General features: G+C 37.5%; 20 protein-coding genes. 12 read left to right on the forward strand and 8 right to left on the reverse strand.

Annotated features, from left to right (window positions below):
- Window positions 1-3 precede the first annotated feature (3 nt).
- The gene (locus tag MMF97_RS12435; RefSeq protein ID WP_243362733.1) at window positions 4-912 is read right to left on the reverse strand and encodes an AraC family transcriptional regulator; all 909 of its coding nucleotides are present in this window, start codon (window positions 910-912) and stop codon (window positions 4-6) included.
- A gap of 599 nt (window positions 913-1,511) precedes the next feature.
- Here MMF97_RS12435 and MMF97_RS12440 point away from each other — a divergent pair.
- From MMF97_RS12440 to MMF97_RS12450, 3 genes are read left to right on the forward strand one after another with little or no spacing between them, the layout of a single operon-like run.
- Window positions 1,512-1,718, forward strand: coding sequence for an RNA-binding S4 domain-containing protein (locus MMF97_RS12440; protein ID WP_243362734.1), 207 nt, complete (start codon window positions 1,512-1,514; stop codon window positions 1,716-1,718).
- The gene (gene aroB, locus MMF97_RS12445) at window positions 1,718-2,776 is read left to right on the forward strand and encodes a 3-dehydroquinate synthase (RefSeq protein ID WP_243362735.1); all 1,059 of its coding nucleotides are present in this window, start codon (window positions 1,718-1,720) and stop codon (window positions 2,774-2,776) included. The genes MMF97_RS12440 and aroB overlap by 1 nt, the downstream gene beginning before the upstream one ends.
- 1 nt (window position 2,777) lies before the next feature.
- Window positions 2,778-3,704 carry a sterol desaturase family protein gene (locus MMF97_RS12450; protein ID WP_243362736.1) on the forward strand — a complete coding sequence of 309 codons (927 nt, stop codon included), beginning with the start codon at window positions 2,778-2,780 and terminating at the stop codon, window positions 3,702-3,704.
- An 85-nt stretch (window positions 3,705-3,789) separates the two neighbouring features.
- On the opposite strand, the gene MMF97_RS12455 is transcribed toward MMF97_RS12450, so the two are convergent.
- From MMF97_RS12455 to MMF97_RS12470, 4 genes are all read right to left on the reverse strand, one after another.
- Window positions 3,790-4,692, reverse strand: a complete 903-nt coding sequence (locus MMF97_RS12455) for a hypothetical protein (protein WP_243362737.1) — start codon at window positions 4,690-4,692, stop codon at window positions 3,790-3,792.
- Window positions 4,693-4,798: 106 nt separating this feature from the next.
- A complete protein-coding gene (locus MMF97_RS12460) occupies window positions 4,799-5,536 on the reverse strand; it encodes a (Fe-S)-binding protein (RefSeq protein WP_243362738.1) in 738 nt (245 codons plus the stop codon).
- 20 nt (window positions 5,537-5,556) lie between these two features.
- On the reverse strand, window positions 5,557-6,882 hold the full coding sequence (locus MMF97_RS12465) for an MFS transporter (RefSeq protein ID WP_243362740.1): 1,326 nt from the start codon (window positions 6,880-6,882) through the stop codon (window positions 5,557-5,559).
- Window positions 6,883-6,986: 104 nt separating this feature from the next.
- Entirely contained in the window at window positions 6,987-8,879 is a 1,893-nt protein-coding gene (locus tag MMF97_RS12470; RefSeq protein WP_243362741.1) for a RecQ family ATP-dependent DNA helicase, read from the reverse strand.
- Between the two features lie 75 nt (window positions 8,880-8,954).
- Between MMF97_RS12470 and MMF97_RS12475 the strand changes: the two genes are divergently transcribed.
- The 3 genes from MMF97_RS12475 to MMF97_RS12485 all read left to right on the forward strand — a co-directional run bounded on the left by MMF97_RS12475 (window position 8,955) and on the right by MMF97_RS12485 (window position 13,992).
- Window positions 8,955-12,206, forward strand: a complete 3,252-nt coding sequence (locus tag MMF97_RS12475; protein ID WP_243362743.1) for an amidohydrolase family protein — start codon at window positions 8,955-8,957, stop codon at window positions 12,204-12,206.
- Between the two features lie 261 nt (window positions 12,207-12,467).
- Complete coding sequence (locus MMF97_RS12480; RefSeq protein WP_243362744.1) at window positions 12,468-13,382, forward strand: hypothetical protein; 915 nt, start codon at window positions 12,468-12,470, stop codon at window positions 13,380-13,382.
- Window positions 13,383-13,542: 160 nt separating this feature from the next.
- Entirely contained in the window at window positions 13,543-13,992 is a 450-nt protein-coding gene (locus tag MMF97_RS12485; protein WP_243362745.1) for a WapI family immunity protein, read from the forward strand.
- 370 nt (window positions 13,993-14,362) lie between these two features.
- On the opposite strand, the gene MMF97_RS12490 is transcribed toward MMF97_RS12485, so the two are convergent.
- Window positions 14,363-15,553: a BaiN/RdsA family NAD(P)/FAD-dependent oxidoreductase gene (locus MMF97_RS12490; protein ID WP_243363311.1), complete on the reverse strand. Its 1,191-nt coding sequence runs from the start codon at window positions 15,551-15,553 to the stop codon at window positions 14,363-14,365.
- A gap of 160 nt (window positions 15,554-15,713) precedes the next feature.
- On the opposite strand from MMF97_RS12490, the gene MMF97_RS12495 reads away from it, so the two are divergent.
- Together MMF97_RS12495 and purE are read left to right on the forward strand one after the other, a co-directional pair.
- Complete coding sequence (locus MMF97_RS12495) at window positions 15,714-16,853, forward strand: 5-(carboxyamino)imidazole ribonucleotide synthase (protein WP_243362747.1); 1,140 nt, start codon at window positions 15,714-15,716, stop codon at window positions 16,851-16,853.
- Window positions 16,854-16,879: 26 nt separating this feature from the next.
- Window positions 16,880-17,365, forward strand: coding sequence for a 5-(carboxyamino)imidazole ribonucleotide mutase (gene purE, locus MMF97_RS12500; RefSeq protein ID WP_317228611.1), 486 nt, complete (start codon window positions 16,880-16,882; stop codon window positions 17,363-17,365).
- A 123-nt stretch (window positions 17,366-17,488) separates the two neighbouring features.
- Here the strand turns inward: purE and MMF97_RS12505 are convergent, their stop codons facing one another.
- Window positions 17,489-18,049 (reverse strand): YqgE/AlgH family protein, encoded by a 561-nt coding sequence (locus tag MMF97_RS12505; protein ID WP_243362749.1) that lies wholly within the window; start codon window positions 18,047-18,049, stop codon window positions 17,489-17,491.
- 45 nt (window positions 18,050-18,094) lie between these two features.
- Between MMF97_RS12505 and pdxH the strand changes: the two genes are divergently transcribed.
- From pdxH to MMF97_RS12525, 4 genes are all read left to right on the forward strand, one after another.
- Window positions 18,095-18,745, forward strand: a complete 651-nt coding sequence (gene pdxH / locus MMF97_RS12510) for a pyridoxamine 5'-phosphate oxidase (protein ID WP_243362751.1) — start codon at window positions 18,095-18,097, stop codon at window positions 18,743-18,745.
- Window positions 18,746-18,768: 23 nt separating this feature from the next.
- Window positions 18,769-19,656, forward strand: a complete 888-nt coding sequence (locus MMF97_RS12515; protein WP_243362752.1) for a 3-hydroxyacyl-CoA dehydrogenase family protein — start codon at window positions 18,769-18,771, stop codon at window positions 19,654-19,656.
- A gap of 143 nt (window positions 19,657-19,799) precedes the next feature.
- Entirely contained in the window at window positions 19,800-20,822 is a 1,023-nt protein-coding gene (gene ruvB / locus MMF97_RS12520) for a Holliday junction branch migration DNA helicase RuvB (RefSeq protein WP_243362754.1), read from the forward strand.
- 528 nt (window positions 20,823-21,350) lie between these two features.
- Entirely contained in the window at window positions 21,351-22,856 is a 1,506-nt protein-coding gene (locus MMF97_RS12525) for a bifunctional GNAT family N-acetyltransferase/carbon-nitrogen hydrolase family protein (protein WP_243362756.1), read from the forward strand.
- A 16-nt stretch (window positions 22,857-22,872) separates the two neighbouring features.
- On the opposite strand, the gene MMF97_RS12530 is transcribed toward MMF97_RS12525, so the two are convergent.
- The gene (locus tag MMF97_RS12530) at window positions 22,873-23,082 is read right to left on the reverse strand and encodes a hypothetical protein (protein ID WP_243362757.1); all 210 of its coding nucleotides are present in this window, start codon (window positions 23,080-23,082) and stop codon (window positions 22,873-22,875) included.
- Between the last annotated feature and the right edge of the window lie 40 nt (window positions 23,083-23,122).

The raw sequence follows: 23,122 nt of genomic DNA on the forward strand, positions 1-23,122 counted from the left end.
GCTCTAATCCATAACTTTTCTCAATGGAAAAGAAGAAGGCCTTACCTTATACAAGGTGATGTATTCTTTAGGTACCATTCCAGTTATTTTTTTGAATACTCTGTTAAAGGTAATGATACTGTTAAAACCTGTATCGTAAGCTATTTCTGAGATACTGTTATATCTTGCGCTTAATATCCTTTTACAGGCCTCGTTAACCCTTATCTCATTTAAAAAAGCAAGATAGGTTTTACGCGTATGCTTTTTAAAATATTTACAAAATGCATGTGGGGTAATACAGGCTACTTCTGCTATCTTTTCTAAGGTAATAGGTTCGGCATAATGTTTTAAAGTGTACTGGTAAACTTCATTCATTCTGAAATGATCTTTATTATCTGTAGCATGTTCAACCAAACCTGTTGCCAGAGATTTAAAATCGTTAGTATTTACGCTGGCATATTGAAGAATATTGATCAAAGACATTAATCTTAATAAACCTGCATTGTTCTTGGCTTCAATTATACAACCAGAAACATAACTTTTGTTTCCCTTTAATAGTTGCAATCCGGCTGAATCCTGATTTAAAAAGCTTCTTATTTCAATCATCTCGGGCAGACTCAGCAAATTAGAAAGCCGTTCAAGATCAAAGAAAATATGGATCGCATGAATACGATTGGGCAAAAGGTTTTGGTAATCTTCTTCTCTTGAAAGAAAAACATGGGGTACGTTGGGCGATATAAAATAAATATCACCAACTTTTAACGGTTGCATATAATTTCCAATTACAGCCGTACCCTCTCCCTTTAAAATAAGGGTAATCTGGTATTCTTTGTGCTTATGAAAGTGCTTATAAAAGAACGGAAGCACATCTTCCTGTATTACAATTGAAAAATCATTTGTATCAGGAACAGTAAATTCTAATGCTTTAGACATAATTTTACATCTCTATCTTTCAACAAATAAGATTAGTTATCAAAAAGATCAATCATATCTATCCGGTTAAGTGATATGATCGAAAGGACAATAAGTACCTGTAAGCTCGTTACACTGAGTATAGCTCAGATCAAGTTATCAGGCGTTCTATCCTTTTCTGTAAAATGTAAAGCTGTCTTTTAATCTGGTGGTTGGTTACTCTTATCATATTTTTAAGTTTAGTTGCACTTCTAAGCCATAGCAAATCATAGACTGACCTGCTAACGAGCTTTCATTTTTGAGAAGCGTTATTTCAAATGACTTTTCCTTGGCATGCACTTCCAAGCATTAAATGATAAGCGTTTCTAACTTATAGAAATTTACCTCTTCCAACTCAATAAAACGAATATAGCTAACGGTTTTTAGTTTTTCAACCTCGTTACTGTAACAAATTTAACAAATATTAACAAATATTATTTTAACAAACAAGAATTAACAAAATAAAATTTCAAACCACTACCAGAAGTTTTTCGAGAAGATTGTAATAAATTGGTAAATCATCCTGTTTAACAAGCTTCTGAATACTAAACCCCATTAGAAAATTGTAAATTTGCCCCGCAATGATAAAATTTAAATTAGAAGGTGAATTTATTCATTTAATCGCTTTGCTTAAAGCTGCCGCATTGGTTCAAAGTGGCGGAGAAGCTCAGGCCGTTGTAGAAGAAGGTCTGGTTAAATACAATGGTACAATAGATTATCGGAAAAGGCTTAAAGTACGTCTTGGCGATAAGATTGAGTTTATGGGAAAAACAGTAATTATTGAATAATGGAACCTATAAAAAGCGCCGACCATTTTATTTACTTTGAAAGTGGACTTAGTTCTCTTAAGCATTTGCTGGAACAAAAGAACTATAGCAAGGTCTTTGTTTTTGCAGATACGCATACTGCCGAATTCTGTATACCTGTTTTTAGGGAAATGACAGATGATCTGGATCATTTCGACATTATTGAAACTGATTCGGGTGAAGAGAATAAAAATATAGATTTCTGTATTGGCATCTGGAAAACTTTACTGGATTTTGAAGCCGACCGCAAAAGTTTAATGATTAATCTGGGTGGCGGTGTAATTACCGATATGGGCGGTTTTGTAGCTTCTACCTACAAAAGAGGCATAGACTTTATCAATATTCCTACAACACTTTTATCGCAGGTTGATGCATCTGTTGGTGGTAAAACCGGGATAGATATAGACAGCGTAAAGAATATGGTGGGTACCTTTACGCTCCCACAGGCTGTATTTATTGAGAACAGGTTTCTGGCAACCCTACCACAACGCGAATTGCTTTCTGGTTTTGCAGAAATGATCAAACACGGATTAATTGCCGATTCTAAATATTACCATACTTTAAAAAACTGTGATTATCAGAAAATATCTGCTCAGCTTATTTACCACTCTATACAAATAAAGAATGAGGTAGTAACGCAAGATCCCCTTGAAAAAGGGTTACGTAAGATTTTAAATTTTGGTCATACCATTGGTCATGCAGTTGAAAGTTATTCATTAGAGCACGATAAAGTTTCTTTAACGCATGGTGAAGCTATTGCCATAGGAATGGTATGTGAAGCTTATTTATCTGCTAAATATTGTTCATTAACCGATGTAGATCTTGATGATATTTGTCAATATATCTTATCTGTTTATCCTAAATACCACATTACAGAAAAGAGTTTTAACACATTAATTAACCTAACGCAAAGTGATAAGAAGAATGAAGATGGACAAATCATGTTCTCATTGCTCGAAAAAATTGGCCAGTGTACTTTCAATTGTAAAGTTCACAAAGACGATATAATTAACAGCTTAATTTTTTACAATAATTTATAAAATGAAATTTACCGGAAGCGACGTTTCTGTTGGTGCTTTGTTTGGTTTTGTAATTGTGCTAACATTAGTAGAAATGTACTTTAGTTACACGCACGACAGAAAGCTTTATACCAAAAGAGATACCTGGACCAATATCTATTTAATGATTTGTGCAGTAGTGATTAACCTGGGCATGAAGTTCGCCACGTTCTTTTTATTAGACTATTGTTACCAGTTCAGACTTTTTGAAATCAACAATATATGGTTGTACTGGATAGTTCTGGTTCTGGCGCAAGATTTCTTATATTGGTTTTTACATACGGTTGGCCATTATGTGCGCTTTTTCTGGGCTATGCACGTTACCCATCACTCATCAGAGCATTTCAATTTAACCACAGGTTTCCGCTCAACGGTGTTTGAACCTTTATACCGCGTGTTCTTTTACCTGCCTTTAGCCTTTATGGGTTTTACAGCTCTGGATATTTTATTTGCTTATCTGGTTACTCAGATTTATGGAAATTTAGTTCATACCAGAACGGTGGGTAAGCTACATCCCTGGTTTGAATATATCTTCGTAACCCCATCTCACCATCGTGTGCACCATGCATGTAATGTACGCTATTTGGATAAAAATATGGGAATGGTACTTATTTTATGGGACAGAATATTTGGTACTTTTCAGGAAGAAATGCCTGAAGATGAAATAAAGTACGGACTAACTACCCAACCTACCGATGTAGGCCCTGTTAACATTATTTTTCATGAGTTCATTGCTTTAAAAGATGACATTAAAAAAGCACCTAAGTTTACTGATAAAGTTAAGTATATGATCAATCCTCCGGGATGGAGCCACGATGGCAGCACAAAAATTGCAAAGATCATGCAGCGTGAGTTAAAAGAGCATGAAGCGAAAACCAATACTATTGGTAGCAGCCTTAAAGTAGGTTAAGTTTTACTCAACATAGATATTCCATAAAAAAACCTGACGGATATTCGTCAGGTTTTTTTGTTATATATATATTAAAAAAAGAAAATTAATTGATAATCATTCTATTTGGTGCACCTTGTCCTCCTCTGCTGTTATTGTTTCTCATGCGTTTCATCATGGCTTCCATTTTCTGCTGATATTGTTCAGGGGTAATTACAACAGCTTTTTTAGGTAAGTTCACATCTTTATTACTCACACCTCTAAATTCAATACTTTTAGCAGCAGTACCACCGCCTTTATTTTCAATGGCTAATACTACACCTTCTGTCCACATATTTGGGTTTGGAGAAAAATTAAAGCCCAGATCATTAGTGTACCAAAGTACAGTTTCATCAATTACATCTTTTTCCATATCCAAGATTTTTGCTTTTCTGGTGCTCTTAATGGTAACTTTATTACAGTTAAAGTTTAAGATTTTTTTAGTTTCATCAGATTTAATAATCTCTACAGTTGGGGGTCCCGGTAAAAACTGAACAACTCCACTATTCGCATTTTCATTTCCCTGACGGTTACCACCTCCGCCAAAACCTCCTACAGGGCTTACATCAACAGTTAATTTAGCAGGTATAGCAAAAGTTGTATCGTTTAAATCAACTGTTCCAAATACTTTCTGATCTACAAAAGAGTAATAATAATCTCTGTTACCACCCCCGCCACCAAAACGCATCATCATCCTGCCCATGTTCATTCTGCCACCACCGTTGCTGTCTTCATTTTCCTCTACAGGCATATAGCTTGCATTTGTAGCATTAAACAACAGTTCATAATTTGCTTTAACAGATTTAGGCATACGAGCTTTCATCTCATCACTAAGAGGAAAACCACTGGCTGCTGCCATTGCTGCAGGATCTATCTGGGTTTCGTACTGGATAGCTCCCGATTTTTTCTGTGCATGCACATTAAATGTAATTGCAACAACACCTAATAAGGCAATAAATAATTTTTTCATTTTAAAATAAGATATATTTCTAAGATTCAAATTTAAGTTACATTATAGACCCGATTTGTTAAAAAAGGTTAAATGCATTTCTTTATGTATCTTTTATTTTACGCTATCAATAAGGTGTACTTTCTAGCCAGCCATTTGCCAGCACATCGGCCAGGTGCATGGTTTTTAAAGGAAGGTTTTTCTTTTTGATGTAACCATCAATATGCATAAGGCATGATAAGTCTGTAGAAATCATATAATCTGCCCCCATTTCTAGTGCATTATTCACTTTTTGTTCGGCCATAGCCGATGAAATAGAATCAAACTTAACCGCAAAAGTACCTCCAAAACCACAGCACATATCGGTATCTTTCATTTCAGACATTTCCAGGCCATGTACTTTTTCTAAAAGCCTGCGAGGTTCTTCTTTTATCTTGCATTCTCTTAAAGCACTGCACGAATCATGGTAAACCGCTTTACCTTCTAATTCTGCACCAAAATAATCTTTCTTTACAACGTTGATCAAGAAATCTGAAAGCTCATAAATATGCGACTGAATATTACGGCATTTGTTGTGCACCATAGAATTGGTAAACAAATCGTTAAATCCGTTTTTAACCATACCCACACATGAAGCAGATGGCGAAACAATATATTTCTGCTCAGAAAAATCTGTTAAAAACTTACTTCCGATCTCTTTTGCTTGTTCCCAGTACCCGGCATTGTATGAAGGTTGTCCGCAACAGGTCTGTTTAGAATTATAACTAACCTCGCAACCTGCTTTCTCCAAAATCTTTATGGTATTGAATGCGGTTTGTGGGTAAATCTGATCTACAAAACAAGGTATAAATAATTCTACTTTCATGCGCTCTCTAACTAATACAATTAAGCGTTTTTAGGTTCTACTTTCTTTACAAACACCAAAAATACTAATCCTAAAACAAAAAATAAGGCTAATGCAATTACAGAGTTACGCATACTTTGCGTAAGCTCTTCTATATAACCAAAACTGAACAGGCCAAAAACCAGTGCAACCTTCTCTGTTACATCATAAAAGCTAAAGAATGAAGTATGATCAGGGCTGTCTTGCGGTAAAAACTTAGAATAAGTAGAACGGGATAAAGACTGGATGCCGCCCATGATCATCCCTATTACACCTGCAAGTGCATAAAATTGCAATTCGGTATGCAAATAATATGCGGCAATGCAACAACCTATCCATATAGCCACTACGCCTATTAAAACATTAATATTGCCAAACTTCTTTGTAGATAAGTATGACATTAACATCGCTCCCGGTATAGCAACAATCTGCAATATTAAAATAGTCGCAATCAGTTTTTCTGTAGGTAACTGCAATTCTTTTTCACCAAAAATAGTCGCCACGAGCATTACGGTCTGTACTCCCATAGAATAGAAAAAGAAAGCAAATAAGAAGCGTTTCAGGTATTTCATTTGCTTAAGCTGACGCCATACTTTGTTCAGTTCTTTAAAACCGCTCGTCATGATGTTTTTCTTTTCTTCCTGGTAGTTAGGGCTTCCTTTAGGTAAGTTTTTAAAAGGAATTTGCGCAAACAATATCCACCATATACCCACCATTAAAAAAGATAGCCTAGCAGGAATAGATGGATTTTCTATACCAAACCAATCGGGTTTAAATACAAATACAAAGCAAACAATTTGCAAAATAATACTACCAACATAACCGTAAGTAAAACCTTTGGCACTTACGCTATCTTGTTTATCAACAGTGGCGATTTCGGGCAAGTATGAATTGTAAAAAACCAAGCTGCCCCAAAAACCTATTGCTGCAAGTACAAACATAATTACACTAAAATTTAATGTATTAATGCCTTTGGCCTCATCTATTTCAAAAAAGAACAACCCACAACATGCCAAAGCACCCAGATAGGTAAACATTTTCATGAATATCTTCTTGTTTCCTCGTGTATCTGCAACTGATGAGAGAATAGGCGAAATAATGGCTATCACCAAAAAAGCAAAAGCCATGGCGTAACTGTAAAGCGCAGAATTAACAAATTTCTTACCAAAGAAAGTAACATAATCTATGGTAGCCGGATCCTTATCTGAGGTTATTGCGGTATAATAAGCCGGGAAAATAGTTGAGGTAATCACTAAATTATAGGCTGAGTTGGCCCAATCAAAGAATGCCCATGAACGGACAACTTTCTTATCATTTCTTTGCTGCATTATCTAATATGCGTAAATTGTTTGTAGGTTTATTTTTCTCAAAAATCGTAAAATTTTCAATTTATGGAAGCTATGATTTTTAATTCAGAACTTCCTCTATTTAATCACAAATAATATTTTTTGCCATCGCTCTTGATTTTACCGGCATCCATCAGTTCTCTAATGCGTTCAAGCCTGCTGTGTTCATTACCTGCTATAAGTTCCTGCATCAGATCTGGTAAAGTATAACTGCCTTTCTGTAGCAATTGTATAATTTCAAAATCAATCTCATCATTGATTTCATTTATATCCTTGTTTTTTCGCTCGGCAATACAAACATCACAAACACCGCACTTTGTGGTAACCTGTTCGCCAAAGTAATGTTGTAACTGAAGACTTCTACAATACTCTTTTTGGGTATAGGCTATAACTGCGCTGATCTGTTCTTCTAACACATGATGTCTCAATTTAATGTGTTTTATATCAATATCGAGGTGCATATGATCAACTCTAGGCACCAAAAATTGCAATTGGGGTTGATCTGTTTGCGGCAGGTAAGATACAATTTCATGTTCTTGCAATTTATGTAAATAGGCTACAACTTGGTTGTATGAAAATTTAAGGCGGTTGGCCAGATCGTTCTCATTAATCTTAACATATTGATCAAAAGCTCCGCCATAAGAACGTTGGATAGTTTTAATGAACAAGTCATAACCAGGATTTTCTATCTGAAAGCGGTAAACATCTTCGTGGCTTACAGCAAACATTAAACGTGAGGGTACATATGCAGCATCAGATACGCTGATATAACCATCTCGCTCTAAAAATTTTAAGGCAATCATAGTTTTCGCAACGGCAATTCCTGATCTTTTACAAAAAGAAGCCAGATCAAAATTCAAGGTTAATCCCTCTCCTGCTCCATAAGCAATCTGAAAAAAGCTGCCCAAAAAATGATATACTCTTTTGATTTCATCTATTGTAGGAAAACTATCTGCATATCGGGCTTTGAGCATTGTTCGGTCTGCCTCATTGGTTAATAATACCGCATAAGCCTTCTTTTCATCTCTTCCGGCACGTCCCGCTTCCTGGTAATAAGCCTCTAAACTTTCGGGTAGATCAAGGTGGATCACAAAACGCACATCAGCCTTATCTATGCCCATGCCAAAAGCATTGGTAGCTACCATTACCCGCATTTTATTGCTTTTCCAATCTTCCTGTTTTTTAAATCGGGTGTCTTTATCTAAACCGGCATGGTAATAATCAGCAGTGATACGGTTACGACTTAAAAAACTTGCTACTTCAGCAGTTTCCCTTCTATTCCTTACATAAACCAGCCCGGTACCTGGTACATTTTTAATTACATCAAGCAGTTTCTTGTACTTATCTTCCAGATTAAAAACCACATAGCCCAAATTTTTACGGGCAAAACTTTTTACAAAAACTTTAGCTTCTTTAAACTCCAGCCTTTCAATAATATCTTCTCTTACCCGTGGTGTTGCTGTGGCGGTTAAAGCCAGTACTGTAACCTCAGGATGAATAGCTCGCAGCTCTGCAATACGTAAATAAGGTGGCCTGAAATCATATCCCCATTGCGAAATACAGTGCGCCTCGTCAATAGCAATGAGGTTTACGTTCATGTAAGAAATCCGTTTTCTTACAAGCTCAGACAACAGCCGCTCAGGCGATAAATAAAGAAATTTGATATTACCATATATGCAATTGTCTAGCAGAATGTCTATCTCACGTTTGCCCATTCCGCCATAAATAGCTACTGCATTTATGCCTTTTTGCTTTAAATTCTCTACCTGATCTTTCATTAAAGCAACCAGAGGTGAGATGACGATGCAAATACCTTCTTTTAATAAAGCAGGCACCTGAAAACAAACAGATTTTCCTCCGCCTGTGGGCAAAAGTGCAAGTGTATCGTTACCATTTAAAACAGACGATATGATTTCCTGTTGCAAAGGCCTGAAACTATCGTGCCCCCAGTATTTCTTTAAAATTTCTATAGCGGTCATAAAATGGCAAAGTCAAAACTATAAAAACGAACCGATATTATTAAATTGCGGGATATTTTCTATTTTGCTTGTATCATGAATAAAAAGATTTTGATCTCTGCCTGCCTTATAGGCTTTTCTACTGCTTTTGCTCAAGAAAAAAAAGAGAGCTTAAAGTGGGACGTCGAAAAATATAAAGGCCCAACCAAAACTTTCTCCATTACCACAAATGAAGGTACATGGATGAACTTAGATGTAAGTCCAGATGGTAAAGAAATTGTTTTTGATCTACTGGGCGATATTTATGTAATGCCGATTACCGGCGGCAAAGCCAAATTACTGAGTGGCGGTATTGCTTATGAAGTTCAGCCCCGTTTTAGCCCTAACGGAAAATATATTTCGTACACTAGCGATAAAGGTGGTGGCGATAACATCTGGATCATGGACAGACAGGGCGATAACAAAAGACAGGTAACCAAAGAAAGTTTCCGTTTGTTGAATAATGCCACCTGGATGCCTAACAGTGAATATATCATTGCCCGCAAACATTTTACCGCATCACGTTCATTAGGATCTGGGGAAATGTGGATGTACAACATCAACGGTGGCGACGGTGTGCAGTTGACCAAGCGTAAAAATGAACAGCAAGATGCCGGAGAGCCCAATGTTTCTCCAGACGGCAGATTTTTATATTTCAGTGAAGATGTATCTCCCGGACCAATTTTCCAATACAGTAAAGACCCTAATGGCTTAATTTATGCCATCAGGCAATTAGACCTAAATACAGGTAAATTAACCAATTTTATAGCCGAACAAGGCGGTTCTGCAAGACCTCAGGCCTCTCCAGATGGCAAGTACATTGCTTATGTTAAACGCGTACGTTTAAAAAGCGTACTTTATATCCAAAATTTAAAAACTGGCGAAGAATGGCCTTTATATGATGACCTATCCAAAGATCAACAGGAAACCTGGGCTATTTTTGGCGTATATCCTAATTTTGCCTGGACTCCCGATTCTAAAAAAATTATTTTTTATGCTAAAGGTAAGATCAAACAGATTGAGTTGAGCAATTTAACAGTAACCGAAATTCCTTTCGAAGTAACCAGCAATCAAACCGTACAAGATGCCTTACATTTTGAGCAGAACGTTTTTACGCCTGATTTTACCGTAAAAATGATCAGACAGCTAACCACTTCTCCTGATGGAAAAATGGTTGTTTTTAATGCCGCAGGTTATCTATATAAAAAAGAATTGCCTAACGGAACGCCTGAAAGATTAACCAACGGATTGGATTTTGAGTTTGAACCTGAGTTTAGTCCCGATGGAAAATATGTGATTTATACCACCTGGAGCGATGAGTTTAAGGGTGCCATTAAACGTACCGATCTGAAAACAGGCAAAACCATTACGCTTACAGATGAAAAAGGTTATTACTACTCTCCTGTTTATTCTAACAAAGGCGATAAGATCGTATTTAGAAAAGGCGTAGGTAATGAAGTTTTAGGCCTTACTTATGGTAAGAATACAGGTATATTTATGATGCCTGCTAATGGCGGCAGTAAGACGCTGATCAGCGAAAACGGTATCAAACCGATGTTTAACCACGATGATAGCCGTATTTATTTCCAGGGATATGAAAGTGGTAAAAAAGCTTTTAAAAGTATGGATCTGAACGGAGGCAATGAAAGAACACATTATACTTCTCAATACGCCACGCAGTTTTTGCCAAGTCCTGATGGAAAATGGATGGCATTTACAGAATTGTTCAATGCTTATGTTACACCTCTCATTACAGCCGGAACTGCACAGGATCTTTCGGCCGGAAACAGATCCATTCCTTTAACCAGGGTTACCAAAGATGCCGGAACCTACTTGCATTGGTCTGCCGATAGCAAAAAGCTATTGTGGACATTAGGCGAACAATATTTCAGTCGTGAAATTAAAAACACTTTCAGTTTTGTGGAAGGCGCACCTAAATCACTGCCCGAACCTGATAGCACAGGAATTTCAATTGGTTTAAAATTAAAAAGTGATCTGCCATCTGGCCTTGTTGCCTTAAAAGGTGCCCGTATCATTACTATGAAAGGTGATCAGGTAATTGAAGAAGGAACCATTTTAATAGAAAACAATAAAATTAAAGCTGTAGGTAAAGCCGAAGAAATTACGATACCTGCCGAAGCCAAAGTGGTAGATGTTACCAGTAAAACCATTATGCCGGGTATGGTAGATGTACATGCTCATTTACGTACCAGTCCAGATGGCATTAGTCCGCAACAAGATTGGTCTTATATGGCTAATTTGAGTTTCGGGGTTACCACATCTCATGATCCATCAAGCAATACCGAAATGGTATTTAGCCAAAGCGAGATGCTAAAAGCCGGACGTATGGTAGGTCCAAGATTGTATTCTACCGGATCTATTTTATATGGGGCAGATGGCGATTTTAAAGTGGTAATCAACAGTTTGGATGATGCCCTATCGCATTTAAGAAGATTAAAAGCAGTAGGTGCTTTTTCTGTAAAATCGTACAATCAGCCTCGTCGCGAGCAACGCCAACAGATTATAGAAGCTGCAAGGCAGTTAAAAATGGAAGTGGTACCCGAAGGTGGCTCTACATTTTTCCATAACATGAGCATGATTGCCGATGGACATACAGGCATAGAACACAGCATTCCTATTGCACCTGTATATAAAGATGTAACCGCCTTCTGGAATCATACCAATGTAGCCTATACCCCTACTTTAATTGTAGCTTATGGCGGTCAATGGGGTGAAAATTATTGGTACGACAGAACTAATGTATGGGAAAACGAACGTTTATTGAACTTTACACCACGTTCTATCATAGATTCGAGATCCCGCAGAAGAACAACTTCTGAATATGGCGACTATGGTCATATAGAGGTAGCCAAAACCGTTAAGCAGATTGCCGATGGTGGCACAAAAATTAATCTGGGCGCACACGGACAAATCCAAGGTTTGGGGGCACACTGGGAATTGTGGATGATGGTGCAAGGTGGAATGGAACCTTTGCAAGCCATAAGGGCTGCTACATTAAATGGAGCCAGTTATTTAGGCATGAGCAAAGAATTAGGATCTCTCGAAACCGGTAAACTAGCAGATCTGATTGTAATGGATGAAAACCCTTTGGAAGACATCAGAAACTCTGAAAAAATCAAATATGTGATGGTCAATGGCCGTTTATATGATAGCATGACCATGAACGAAACCATCAGTCGTGAAAAACTGAGACCTAAATTGTGGTTTGAAATGGATAAAGGCGTAGCCTTCTCTATTCCGAATAAAAATGCAGAAACATGGACTTTTACAGTTCCACACTGCGATTAAAAAAAGAGTTGCTTAAATTGTATACCACAAAATCACAGTTGTTTGTATTCTTTAAATAAACGGCCGGGTAAGTTAACTTACCCGGCCGTTTATTATTATTTATATAATTTAGCGGCTCTTTATATCGGTTTTTAAGCAATTAAATTCTAAATCCATTTGAATACCCTAAAGAAAAAAAGAACAAAAAGCTTATAATTTAACATATTCCAAAACCTTTATATATTTGGGTGTTGGTGGCAATATTAACGAACAACTTAGAAAATGACAAAATACATAATAACATTACTTTTAATTTTTATTGGACATACAAACCTGTTTTCTCAAAATCCTGAGAAGGTAACCATTGACAGTACTCATTTTTATTACAAACTTGTACCAAATTCAAAACCTGTTGGAACTATTATTATTCTTCACGGAGGTTCAGAAAATGCAAAAGGTGTAATGAAGCAGATTACATTAGATGAAATCGCCATCAAAAATAATTTTGTTGTTATTTTTCCCAATATTGAGGATGATGACTTTAAAATGACGGTTTCACAAAAGATTTTAGACATTATCGCTAAACAAGTAGTTGACAAACATAAAGTATCAAAAGAGAAAATATTTCTTGGCGGACTTTCAGGCGGTGCAATGCAAACAATAACATACACAGAAAGAGCGATTAGAGATAAAAACACCTACTTCATACCAAAAGCAATTTTTGCGCTTGATCCGCCACTTGATTATGAAAATATGTATTATCGTTATCAACGAGAAGTGGAAAGAAACTTTTCAGAAGTCGGCGTAAACGAAGCGAAGTGGTTCTTGGAAGAAATGGAGAAAAATTTAGGAGGTACACCAGAAACAGCAAAAGATGAATACATCAAATATTCAATGTTTTCATATCGGCAAAAAGACGGTGGTAACGCAAAATATTTACTAAATGTTCCGATTAGAATTTATACGGAACCAGGAATAGAATGGCAACTTAAGAATAGGCATAGAGATTTGTATGACTTGAATTGTACAGACATTTCAGCTTTGATTAATTTCCTTCAACTCAAAGGTAGTAAAAATGCAGACATCGTTGTAACCCACAACAAAGGAGTAAGACCAAACGGAATGAAACACCCGCATTCCTGGTCAATTATGGACTCAAAAAATTGTATGGCTTGGATTTTAAAACAACTGAAATAAAAAATACTACCACCAACATCGTTTTGCAATAGTGCAGCTTGAAGTTACAAGCTTAACTTTGATAATCTATGTAATTTTAGTACAAAACTTGGCCGATGGTTCACTATTGCCGCACCATCGCCAAGCTACAAAACGTTGGCAGTAATATTAGAAAAAACTCATGAACGAAGAAACTACTTATTTCGAAATAACAGATAACGGAGATTTTATCCGAATCGACTTAATTGGCTTAAATTATCCAAATGCGGAATTAGATTGGGATAGGAATTGGATAAGAGGAATTGTTAAGGTAAAAGCTGGAGCGTTTTCTGGAGAATTTAAAGCAGAGTTTATGACAGTTGATTTCATGAGTTTCAAAAACGAATTAGCTAAACTTTATGACAAGCTAAACGGGATTGCAACATTTCATACTTTAGAAAGACAAGTTGAAATAAAAATTGTTGGAGATGGAATTGGACATCTAAATGCTGAATGCGTTGTAAGAGAGAACGCCGGAATTGGAAATACACTAGAATTTGAAGTTAGTTTTGACCAAACTCATATTCCAAAAATATTAAACCAACTGGAAAAGATTGTAAACAAGTTTCCGAAAATTGATGAGCTAAAATAAAAACACTCTACCAACAGCCGTTTTGCGCTATTGCGAGTCTGTGGTAAATTCAGTTTCCATCGCTAAGCAGCACCTAGGACGGCCTCTTTGCGTAGCGCCGCGAAAACCCATAAAACGTAAGCAGCAACGTTAAAACAGCATAAGTAAGCGGGCAGAAGAAGTGTTGCACAAACAAACATTACACCGTTACCACCACACGGCTCTGTCAGCACCCTTAAAGTTTTATTGAGTTGTAGCAAGTTAGGCAAAGCAGCCTTGATTGTTTGCTTCTTTATCATCAAGGATAAAGAAGATGCCCCTCCGGCATAGAGGAGAAAAATTGCAAACCGAATAAGAAACCCTTCGACAAGCTCAGGGAGACAGACATAAATCAAATATTTTGCGCAATAACATAAGCGCTGGCCCATGCCCATTGAAAATTATAACCGCCTAACCAACCCGTAACATCAACACATTCGCCACCAAAATAACATCCGGGCAGCTTTTTGCTTTCTAAAGTTTTAGAAGAAAGTTCTTTAGTATCAATACCGCCTCTCATTACCTCGGCTTTATCATAACCTTTATCGCCAGCAGGTTTAACTTTAAAATAATGAATGGTTTGTTCTAACTGTTGCATCTCAGCTTTACTCAAATCGGCAATGGTCTTGTGCAAAGGCAGAAACTTTTCTAAAGCCTCTACAAATTTTCGGGTATAAAACTGATGCAAAAAAGTAGAAAGTTGAATTTTTCCGTTTGTAGTTCTATCGCTATTGAGCAGTTCCAATATATTTTGATAAGGCAACAGATCTATATTGATGGTTTCGCCCCTGTGCCAGTATGAAGAAATTTGCAAAATAGCCGGACCACTTAAGCCCCAATGCGTAAACAAGATATTCTCTTCAAAAGAAATCTGATCATTACTTACTCTGCAATAAACAGAATTACCCGAAAGTTTGGCAAACCATTCTTCATCCTTGCCCGTAATGGTTAAAGGCACCAATGCCGGTGAGGTTTCGATAATATTCAGGCCATGCTTACGGGCAAATTTTAAAGCAAAATCAGTTGCGCCCATTTTTGGTATAGGTAAACCACCTGTTGCAATAACCAGTTTGGGTGCTTGAATGCTTTTATTTTTACCCTTGTGTTCAAAATCGACCCTAAAACCTTCATCGGTTTGGGTAATTTCTTTGATCTCTATATTACAAATGATCTGTTGTTCCATATCGGCACACAGTTCTGTAAAAACGTTAACCACATCTTTCGCATTTTTTCCATCGGGAAAAAGCTGTCCTAAAGTTTTCTCTTTCCCGCTAATTCCATAAGTTTCAAAAAAAGACAAGGTATCGTCAACAGTCCACTGGTTAAAGGCCGATTTTAAAAAATGAGTATTTTGGGTAATAAACTGTTCTTCAGTAGCGCCCATATTGGTATAATTACACCGGCCACCACCCGATATCAATATCTTAGCACCGGGTTTATCGTTCTTTTCAAGAACAACAACCTTTTTCCCTAAAAATCCGGCTTGTACAGCGCACATCAGGCCACAAGCTCCTCCACCTATAACTATAGCGTCAGCATTCATATTAATGCGCCAAAAATACGTATTCTTTTTAAGGCTCGGCATAACCTATACGCTATTTTACCATCTCTATCTTCAATAAGGATTTTACATGACCACCGTTATTTATTAAAACCTATCCGTTTATTTTTACTATTTTTGTTGCTTATCCATAATTCAAGTAATGGCAAGACAGATCAGCGATTTAAAATTAGGTATATTAGGTGGTGGGCAATTAGGCCGAATGTTAATTCAGGAAGCCATCAATTACAATTTAACCACTTTAGTATTAGATCCAGATGCCGAAGCACCCTGCAAAAACATTGCTAATAAGTTTGAATGTGGCTCTATCACCGATTATGATACAGTGTACAATTTTGGCAAAAAAGCCGATATCATTACCATTGAGATCGAGAAAGTAAACATCGAAGCATTAGAGCAATTGGAAAAAGAAGGAAAGCTCGTTTTTCCTCAACCACGTGTAATCAGGCTTATACAAGATAAGGGCATACAAAAGCAATTTTTCAAAGAAAATGATATCCCTACCGCTCCTTTTCAACTGGTTCATGGTAAAGAAGACATCTTAAATTCGATTATTTCCTTTCCTTATATCTTAAAACAGCGTAAAGACGGTTACGATGGCAAAGGTGTAATGAGAATTAACGGTATAACAGATATAGACAGAGCTTTTGAAGCACCCTCATTAATTGAAGAACTGGTTGATTTTGAAAAAGAGATTGCGGTAATTGTTGCCAGAAACCCTAATGGAGATATGCGTACTTTCCCAATGGTAGAAATGGAGTTCAATGCAGAAGCCAATCTGGTAGAGTTTCTGATCAGCCCGTCAACCTATCCAGAAAACATACAGCAAAAAGCTGAAAAAATAGCTATACAAATTGCTACAGCCTTAAATATAACAGGAATTCTAGCTGTAGAAATGTTCATCACCCGAAATGGCGATATTTTGGTAAACGAATTGGCTCCTCGCCCACACAACAGCGGTCACCAAACCATAGAAGGAAATTACGTATCGCAGTTTGATCAACATTTAAGAGCTATTTTTAATTTACCTTTAGGAGATACACGCACTTTAGCCAACTCGGTAATGGTAAATTTATTAGGCGAAAAAGGACATGATGGCGTGGCTAAATATGCAGGTTTAGAAAAAGTAATGTCTGTTGATGGCGTATATATCCACTTATACGGAAAAAAATATACCAAACCTTTCCGTAAAATGGGGCATGTAACCATTGTTGACCAAAACCGTGAAAAGGCGATAGAAAAAGCTCGTTTTGTTCAGGATACTTTAAAAGTAATCAGCTAATTAAAAACATATAATCACAATATAAAGTGGCACAGGTAGGTATTATAATGGGCAGCAAATCTGATCTAAACATCATGAACGATGCTGCCGAGATCATGAAAGCATTCGGTATTGATTTTGAAATGACCGTAGTATCGGCGCATCGTACCCCAGAACGGATGTACAATTATGCCAAAGATGCTGCAAAACGTGGTTTAAAAGTAATTATTGCCGGTGCAGGTGGCGCAGCTCATTTACCGGGTATGGTGGCTTCTATTACCACACTACCTGTAATTGGTGTTCCGGTAAAATCATCTAACTCAATAGATGGATGGGATTCTATCCTGTCTATCTTACAAATGCCTAACGGTATACCTGTGGCTACGGTAGCGCTTAATGCCGCAAAAAACGCAGGTTTGTTAGCTGCACAGATTTTAGCGACCAGCAACCCTGAACTGGCTCAGAAAATGCAGGATTACAAAGACGATTTGCGCAACAAGGTTGAAGAAACAGCCGCAGAAATGGAAAAGTAGAAATCATCTTTTCAAAGATAGATAGACCCTGAAACAAGTTCAGGGAGACGTTGGCGAGTAAGCAATAATTTTAATGTGCGTCATGCTGAATTTATTTCAGCATCTTTTTTATAGCTACAAATTTCAATTCAAACTTGGGTCTCGAGGAAAATTGCTGATATGCGCATACTTAGGACCCAGGTTAATAATTACCTCTCGCCACAGCTCTTCTTCATTATTAGAAAAAACAATTTCTTTACCAAACTGGTCAGAAACAATCCAGGTATTGATTTCTATTTCATCTTTTAACTGTTCAGCCTCCCAGCCCGAATAACCCAGAAAGAATTTTACTTCATCAGCCTGAATAGAATTGTTATTGATCAGCAGTTTCAAAGACTCAAAGTCGCCGCCCCAATACACGTTTTCAGCAATCTGCTCACCTCCCAGTTTGTCAAAGCAATTATGTAAAAAATGTATGGTATCTATTTCAACAGGGCCGCCAATAAAGATCTTAAAATCAGTCTCTCCTAAATCAGCTATTAAATCTTTAAGCAACAAGCTACTGGGTTGGTTCAATACAAAACCCATTGCGCCAAATTCACTACATTCTGTGAGCAAAACTACCGATCGCCTAAAATTAGGGTCGTTAAGAAAGGGCTCAGAGATCAATAATTTACCTATTGATGGCTTTAATGGACTTAACATTTGCGAAATTTAGTAAAATAAATATACAAACCCTATTTTTGTGTCATGGAGCTCACAAAAGAAATGCTACAAAACTTACGACAAGATTATAAATCGGCGCAGTTAAGTGAAAAAGATATCGTAAAAAATCCCATTCAACAATTTGAAAAGTGGTTTAAAGATGCAGTTGATGCACAGATTTACGAACCCAACGTAATGACCCTGGCAACAGCAGACAAAAGTGGCCGTCCAAATGCCCGCATTGTGCTGTTAAAAGGATTTGACGAAAAAGGATTCAGTTTTTACACCAATTACCTGAGCCAGAAAGGCAAAGAACTCAAAAAAAATCCGCAGGCCTGCTTGGTGTTTTTTTGGGCAGAATTAGAACGTCAGGTACGTATTGAGGGTACGGTTGAAAAATTAGATAAAGAAACTTCCGAAGCTTACTTCATCTCACGCCCTACAGGCAGCCAGATTGGTGCAATTGCATCACCACAGAGTCAGATCATTGAAAACAGGGATCTTTTAGAACAACGTGTACAAGAGCTTAGCCAGCAATATGAGGGCAAGACTATTCCTAAGCCATCGCATTGGGGCGGGTATATTGTAAAACCTGTATCCATAGAATTTTGGCAAGGCCGCCCAAGCCGTTTGCACGATCGTATCAGTTACAAACTGATTGATGGTAAATGGAAAATTAACAGATTAGCACCTTAACAAACCCCTATAAATCTTAATACATGAAAAATATAGCAGTAATAGGCTCTGGAACCATGGGTAATGGTATCGCACATACATTTGCCCAGTTCGGATACCAAGTTAACCTTATCGATATTAATGCAGATGCCTTAAAAAAAGCGCTTTCAACCATAGAAAAAAACTTAGACCGTCAGGTAACAAAAGGTACACTTACAGAACAAGATAAAACCCAAACCTTAAACAATATCACTACTTATACCGATCTAAAAGAAGGCGTTTCAAAGGTAGATCTGGTAGTAGAAGCTGCAACAGAAAATATAGATCTTAAGCTTAAAATCTTCAGAGATTTAGATGCCTTTACGCAGCCATCAACCATTTTGGCAAGTAATACTTCTTCTATTTCCATTACACAAATTGCATCGGTAACCAATCGTGGCGATAAAGTAATTGGCATGCACTTCATGAACCCTGTGCCTATCATGAAATTGGTTGAAGTGATCAGAGGTTATGCAACCAGTAACGAAACCACTCAAACTGTTATGCAGTTGTCTGAGAAATTGGATAAAGTACCTGTAGAAGTAAACGATTATCCTGGTTTTATAGCTAATCGTATTTTAATGCCAATGATCAACGAAGCTATTTATTCGTTATATGAAGGTGTAGCAGGCGTTTACGAAATAGATACCGTAATGAAATTAGGTATGGCGCACCCTATGGGCCCATTGCAACTGGCAGATTTTATTGGCCTAGATGTATGTTTAGCTATTCTTAATGTATTACATCAAGGCTTTGGTAACCCTAAATATGCACCATGCCCACTATTGGTAAACATGGTAACCGCCGGTAAAAAAGGCGTAAAATCTGGCGAAGGGTTTTACGATTACAGCAACGGAATTAAAGAAGCCAAGGTTTCTGCCAAATTCAGTTAATATTTGGTGTAGCGCAAAACCGCTGCACATATTTACAGATAGTCCCGCCTTACATTGTATTTCCAAAAACAAAATTTTTGGAAGATGCCATTACAGTCGGGACTATTTACATTAAAACAGTACAAAAAACTTATATTTGTTGTATGAACGAAAATCTTGATCCATCATCTGAGAACTTAAGCCCGGTAGAACGCGATATTGAAAAAGCATTGCGTCCGCAAGAGTTTGAAGATTTTACCGGACAAGATAAAATTTTAGAGAACCTCAGGATTTTTGTTAAAGCCGCAAAACTACGTGGCGAAGCTTTAGACCATGTGCTGTTACACGGCCCTCCAGGTTTAGGAAAAACTACCCTCTCCCATATCATCGCCAATGAAATGGGCGTAAATATTAAGGTTACCTCAGGCCCCGTTTTAGACAAACCGGGAGATCTGGCAGGTTTACTAACCAATTTAGATAGTGGCGATATTTTATTTATAGATGAAATACACCGTCTTTCGCCCTTGGTAGAAGAATACCTGTACTCGGCCATGGAAGATTTTAAGATCGATATCATGCTTGAGAGTGGTCCCAATGCCCGCTCGGTACAGATTGGTCTTAACCCTTTTACTTTAATAGGTGCCACTACACGTTCAGGCTTACTTACAGCCCCATTACGTGCTCGTTTTGGCATCAATTCTCGTTTGGCCTATTACGATGCAAAATTACTTACTACCATTGTATTGCGTTCTTCAGCTATTCTCAATACACCTACTACAGAAGAAGGTGCTTATGAAATTGCACGCCGCAGCCGTGGCACACCACGTATTGCCAATGCGTTGTTACGCCGTACCAGAGATTTTGCTCAGATAAAAGGCAATGGTAAAATAGATACAGAAATTGCCCGATATGCCCTATCGGCATTAAATGTAGATGAGCATGGTCTCGATGAAATGGATAACAAAATTCTTTTGGCCATTATCGATAAATTTAAGGGTGGCCCGGTGGGTTTAAAAACCATTGCTACTGCCGTAGGCGAAGATGATGGTACTATTGAAGAGGTTTATGAACCTTTCTTGATACAGGAAGGTTATTTAATGCGTACTGCCCGTGGTCGTGAGGTTACCGATGCGGCTTATAAGCATTTAAACAGAACCCGTTTAGGCCAAACCGGTAAACTTTTTTAGTTCAATTTTAACCGTTTCCCTCCTCTCCGTCATGCTGAATTTATTTCAGCATCTTTAATAGCAAATAGTGTGTCAGGATGAGCCTGTCGAAGCCTATTTCTTTCAGCATCTTTCTTGAAGAATATAGACCCTGAAATAAATTCAGGGTGACGCGCTAATTTATAAGGTGTTCAAATAAAAAGTGTCATGCTCTTTCCCCCACTTCATGCTGAACTTCCCGATAATTCGGGACAAGCTGTTTCAGTATCTTAATAGCAAGTAATGTGTCAGGCTGTCCTGATAGCTATCGGGATTGTCGAAGCCTATTTATTTTAGCAAAAAACCACATTTCGACAGGCTCAATGTGACAACCTTAGTGCCCTTAAATTAATACGTCATGCTGAATTTATTTCAGCATCTTTCCTGAAGAATATAGACCCTGAAACGAGTTCAGGGTGACGTACTACTTATAAGGTTTAGCATAACAGAATAGACAATTTTTTAAAAAGCTTCTTAAACATTTTTTGTTTCTTATTGTTCGTATGATATATGAACATTGAACTCAGAAAACTAACTATTGATGATTATGACGGGCTCCGCGAATCGATGCAGGAAGCCTACCACGACAGTGGAAACGGCTATTGGCCCAAATCCAATATCCAGAAATTACTCCGCCTATTTCCCGAAGGACAAATCTGTATTACCGTTGATGACAAAGTAGTAGCCTGCGCACTTAGTATTATAGTTGACTATGATGTATTTGGCGACAACCATACTTATGAGCAGATTACCGGAAAATATTCTTTTTCAACACATACCTCAAAAGGTAATGTGCTCTATGGGATAGAAGTTTTTGTACATCCAGAGTATCGTGGTTTACGATTAGCGCGTCGCTTATATGAGGCCCGTAAAGAATTATGCGAATCGCTCAACCTCGAAAGCATCATTGCTGGTGGTCGCATTCCCGGTTACCATCAATACGCCAAAGAGCTTACACCTAGACAATATATTGATAAGGTTAAGATCAAAGAGATATACGATCCTACATTAACTTTCCAGTTATCTAATGATTTCCACGTCCGCAAAATCCTGAAAAACTATTTGCCAGGCGATCTTGAATCCAAAGAATATGCTACCCTGCTAGAATGGAATAACATCTACTATCAGGATGATGTGAGTGCAAGATCTGCGAAAATTATCAGGTTAGGTTTAGTGCAATGGCAAATGCGGGTATTCAATAACATTGATGCTTTTTATGAACAAGTAGAATTTTTTGTAGATGCCGTAAGTGGTTATCAATCTGATTTTATTGTCTTTCCCGAGTTTTTCAATACCCCTCTCCTTCAACCTTACAATCACTTGCCAGAGAAAGAAGCCATGGAAAAACTGGCCGATTTTACCGCAGAAATTGTAGAAAAGATACAAGAGCTTGCTGTTTCTTATAATGTGAACGTTATTAGTGGCAGTATGCCCGTAAAAGAGAACGGCAAATTGTACAATGCCACTTATCTTTGCCACAGAAACGGATTAACAGAAGATTACCGTAAAATACACATTACACCTAACGAGCAGAAATACTACGGTATGAGCGGCGGTGACCAAATAGGTGTATTTGATACCGATTGTGGTAAAGTAGGTATTTTAATTTGTTATGATGTAGAATTTCCGGAGCTGAGTAGAATATATGCAGATCAAGGGATGCAGATCTTATTTGTTCCTTTTTTAACCGATACGCAAAATGGCTATACGCGTGTAAGGCATTGTGCTCAGGCCAGAGCAATTGAAAACGAATGTTATGTAGCTATAGCGGGTTGTGTGGGTAATCTGCCAAAGGTAAATAATATGGATATTCAGTTTGCGCAATCGGCTGTATTTACCCCTTCTGATTTTGCTTTCCCTACAAATGCGGTTAAAGCAGAAACCACTCCAAATACAGAAATGATGTTAGTGGTAGATGTAGATTTACATTTATTGGATGAATTGCACCATTTCGGTACCGTAAAAACACTTAAAGACAGACGACAAGATCTTTATCAAGTAAAATACCTGAAATAATATCTATAAGTTAAACCTATTTTGTGCCGGTGTTTCTAAAGAAAAGAAACCAAATAGCTAATAATATGATCACCACAATAGGTATAATCCATTTCATGGCCTGCCCTGCGCCTTCCGTATCCGGTTCGTTTACGGTAGGTCCGGGTGCCGGATTATCCTTATGGGCTTCATAATTGGTTTCAACATGATCTTTTTGCCTTTTGTCATTCTGTTCTCTATTTTCCATGATCGCCTCCGTTTTTTAATATTACCCTATTTTAAACAGG

Source organism: Pedobacter montanisoli (assembly GCF_022809115.1).
GTDB lineage: Bacteria > Bacteroidota > Bacteroidia > Sphingobacteriales > Sphingobacteriaceae > Pedobacter > Pedobacter montanisoli.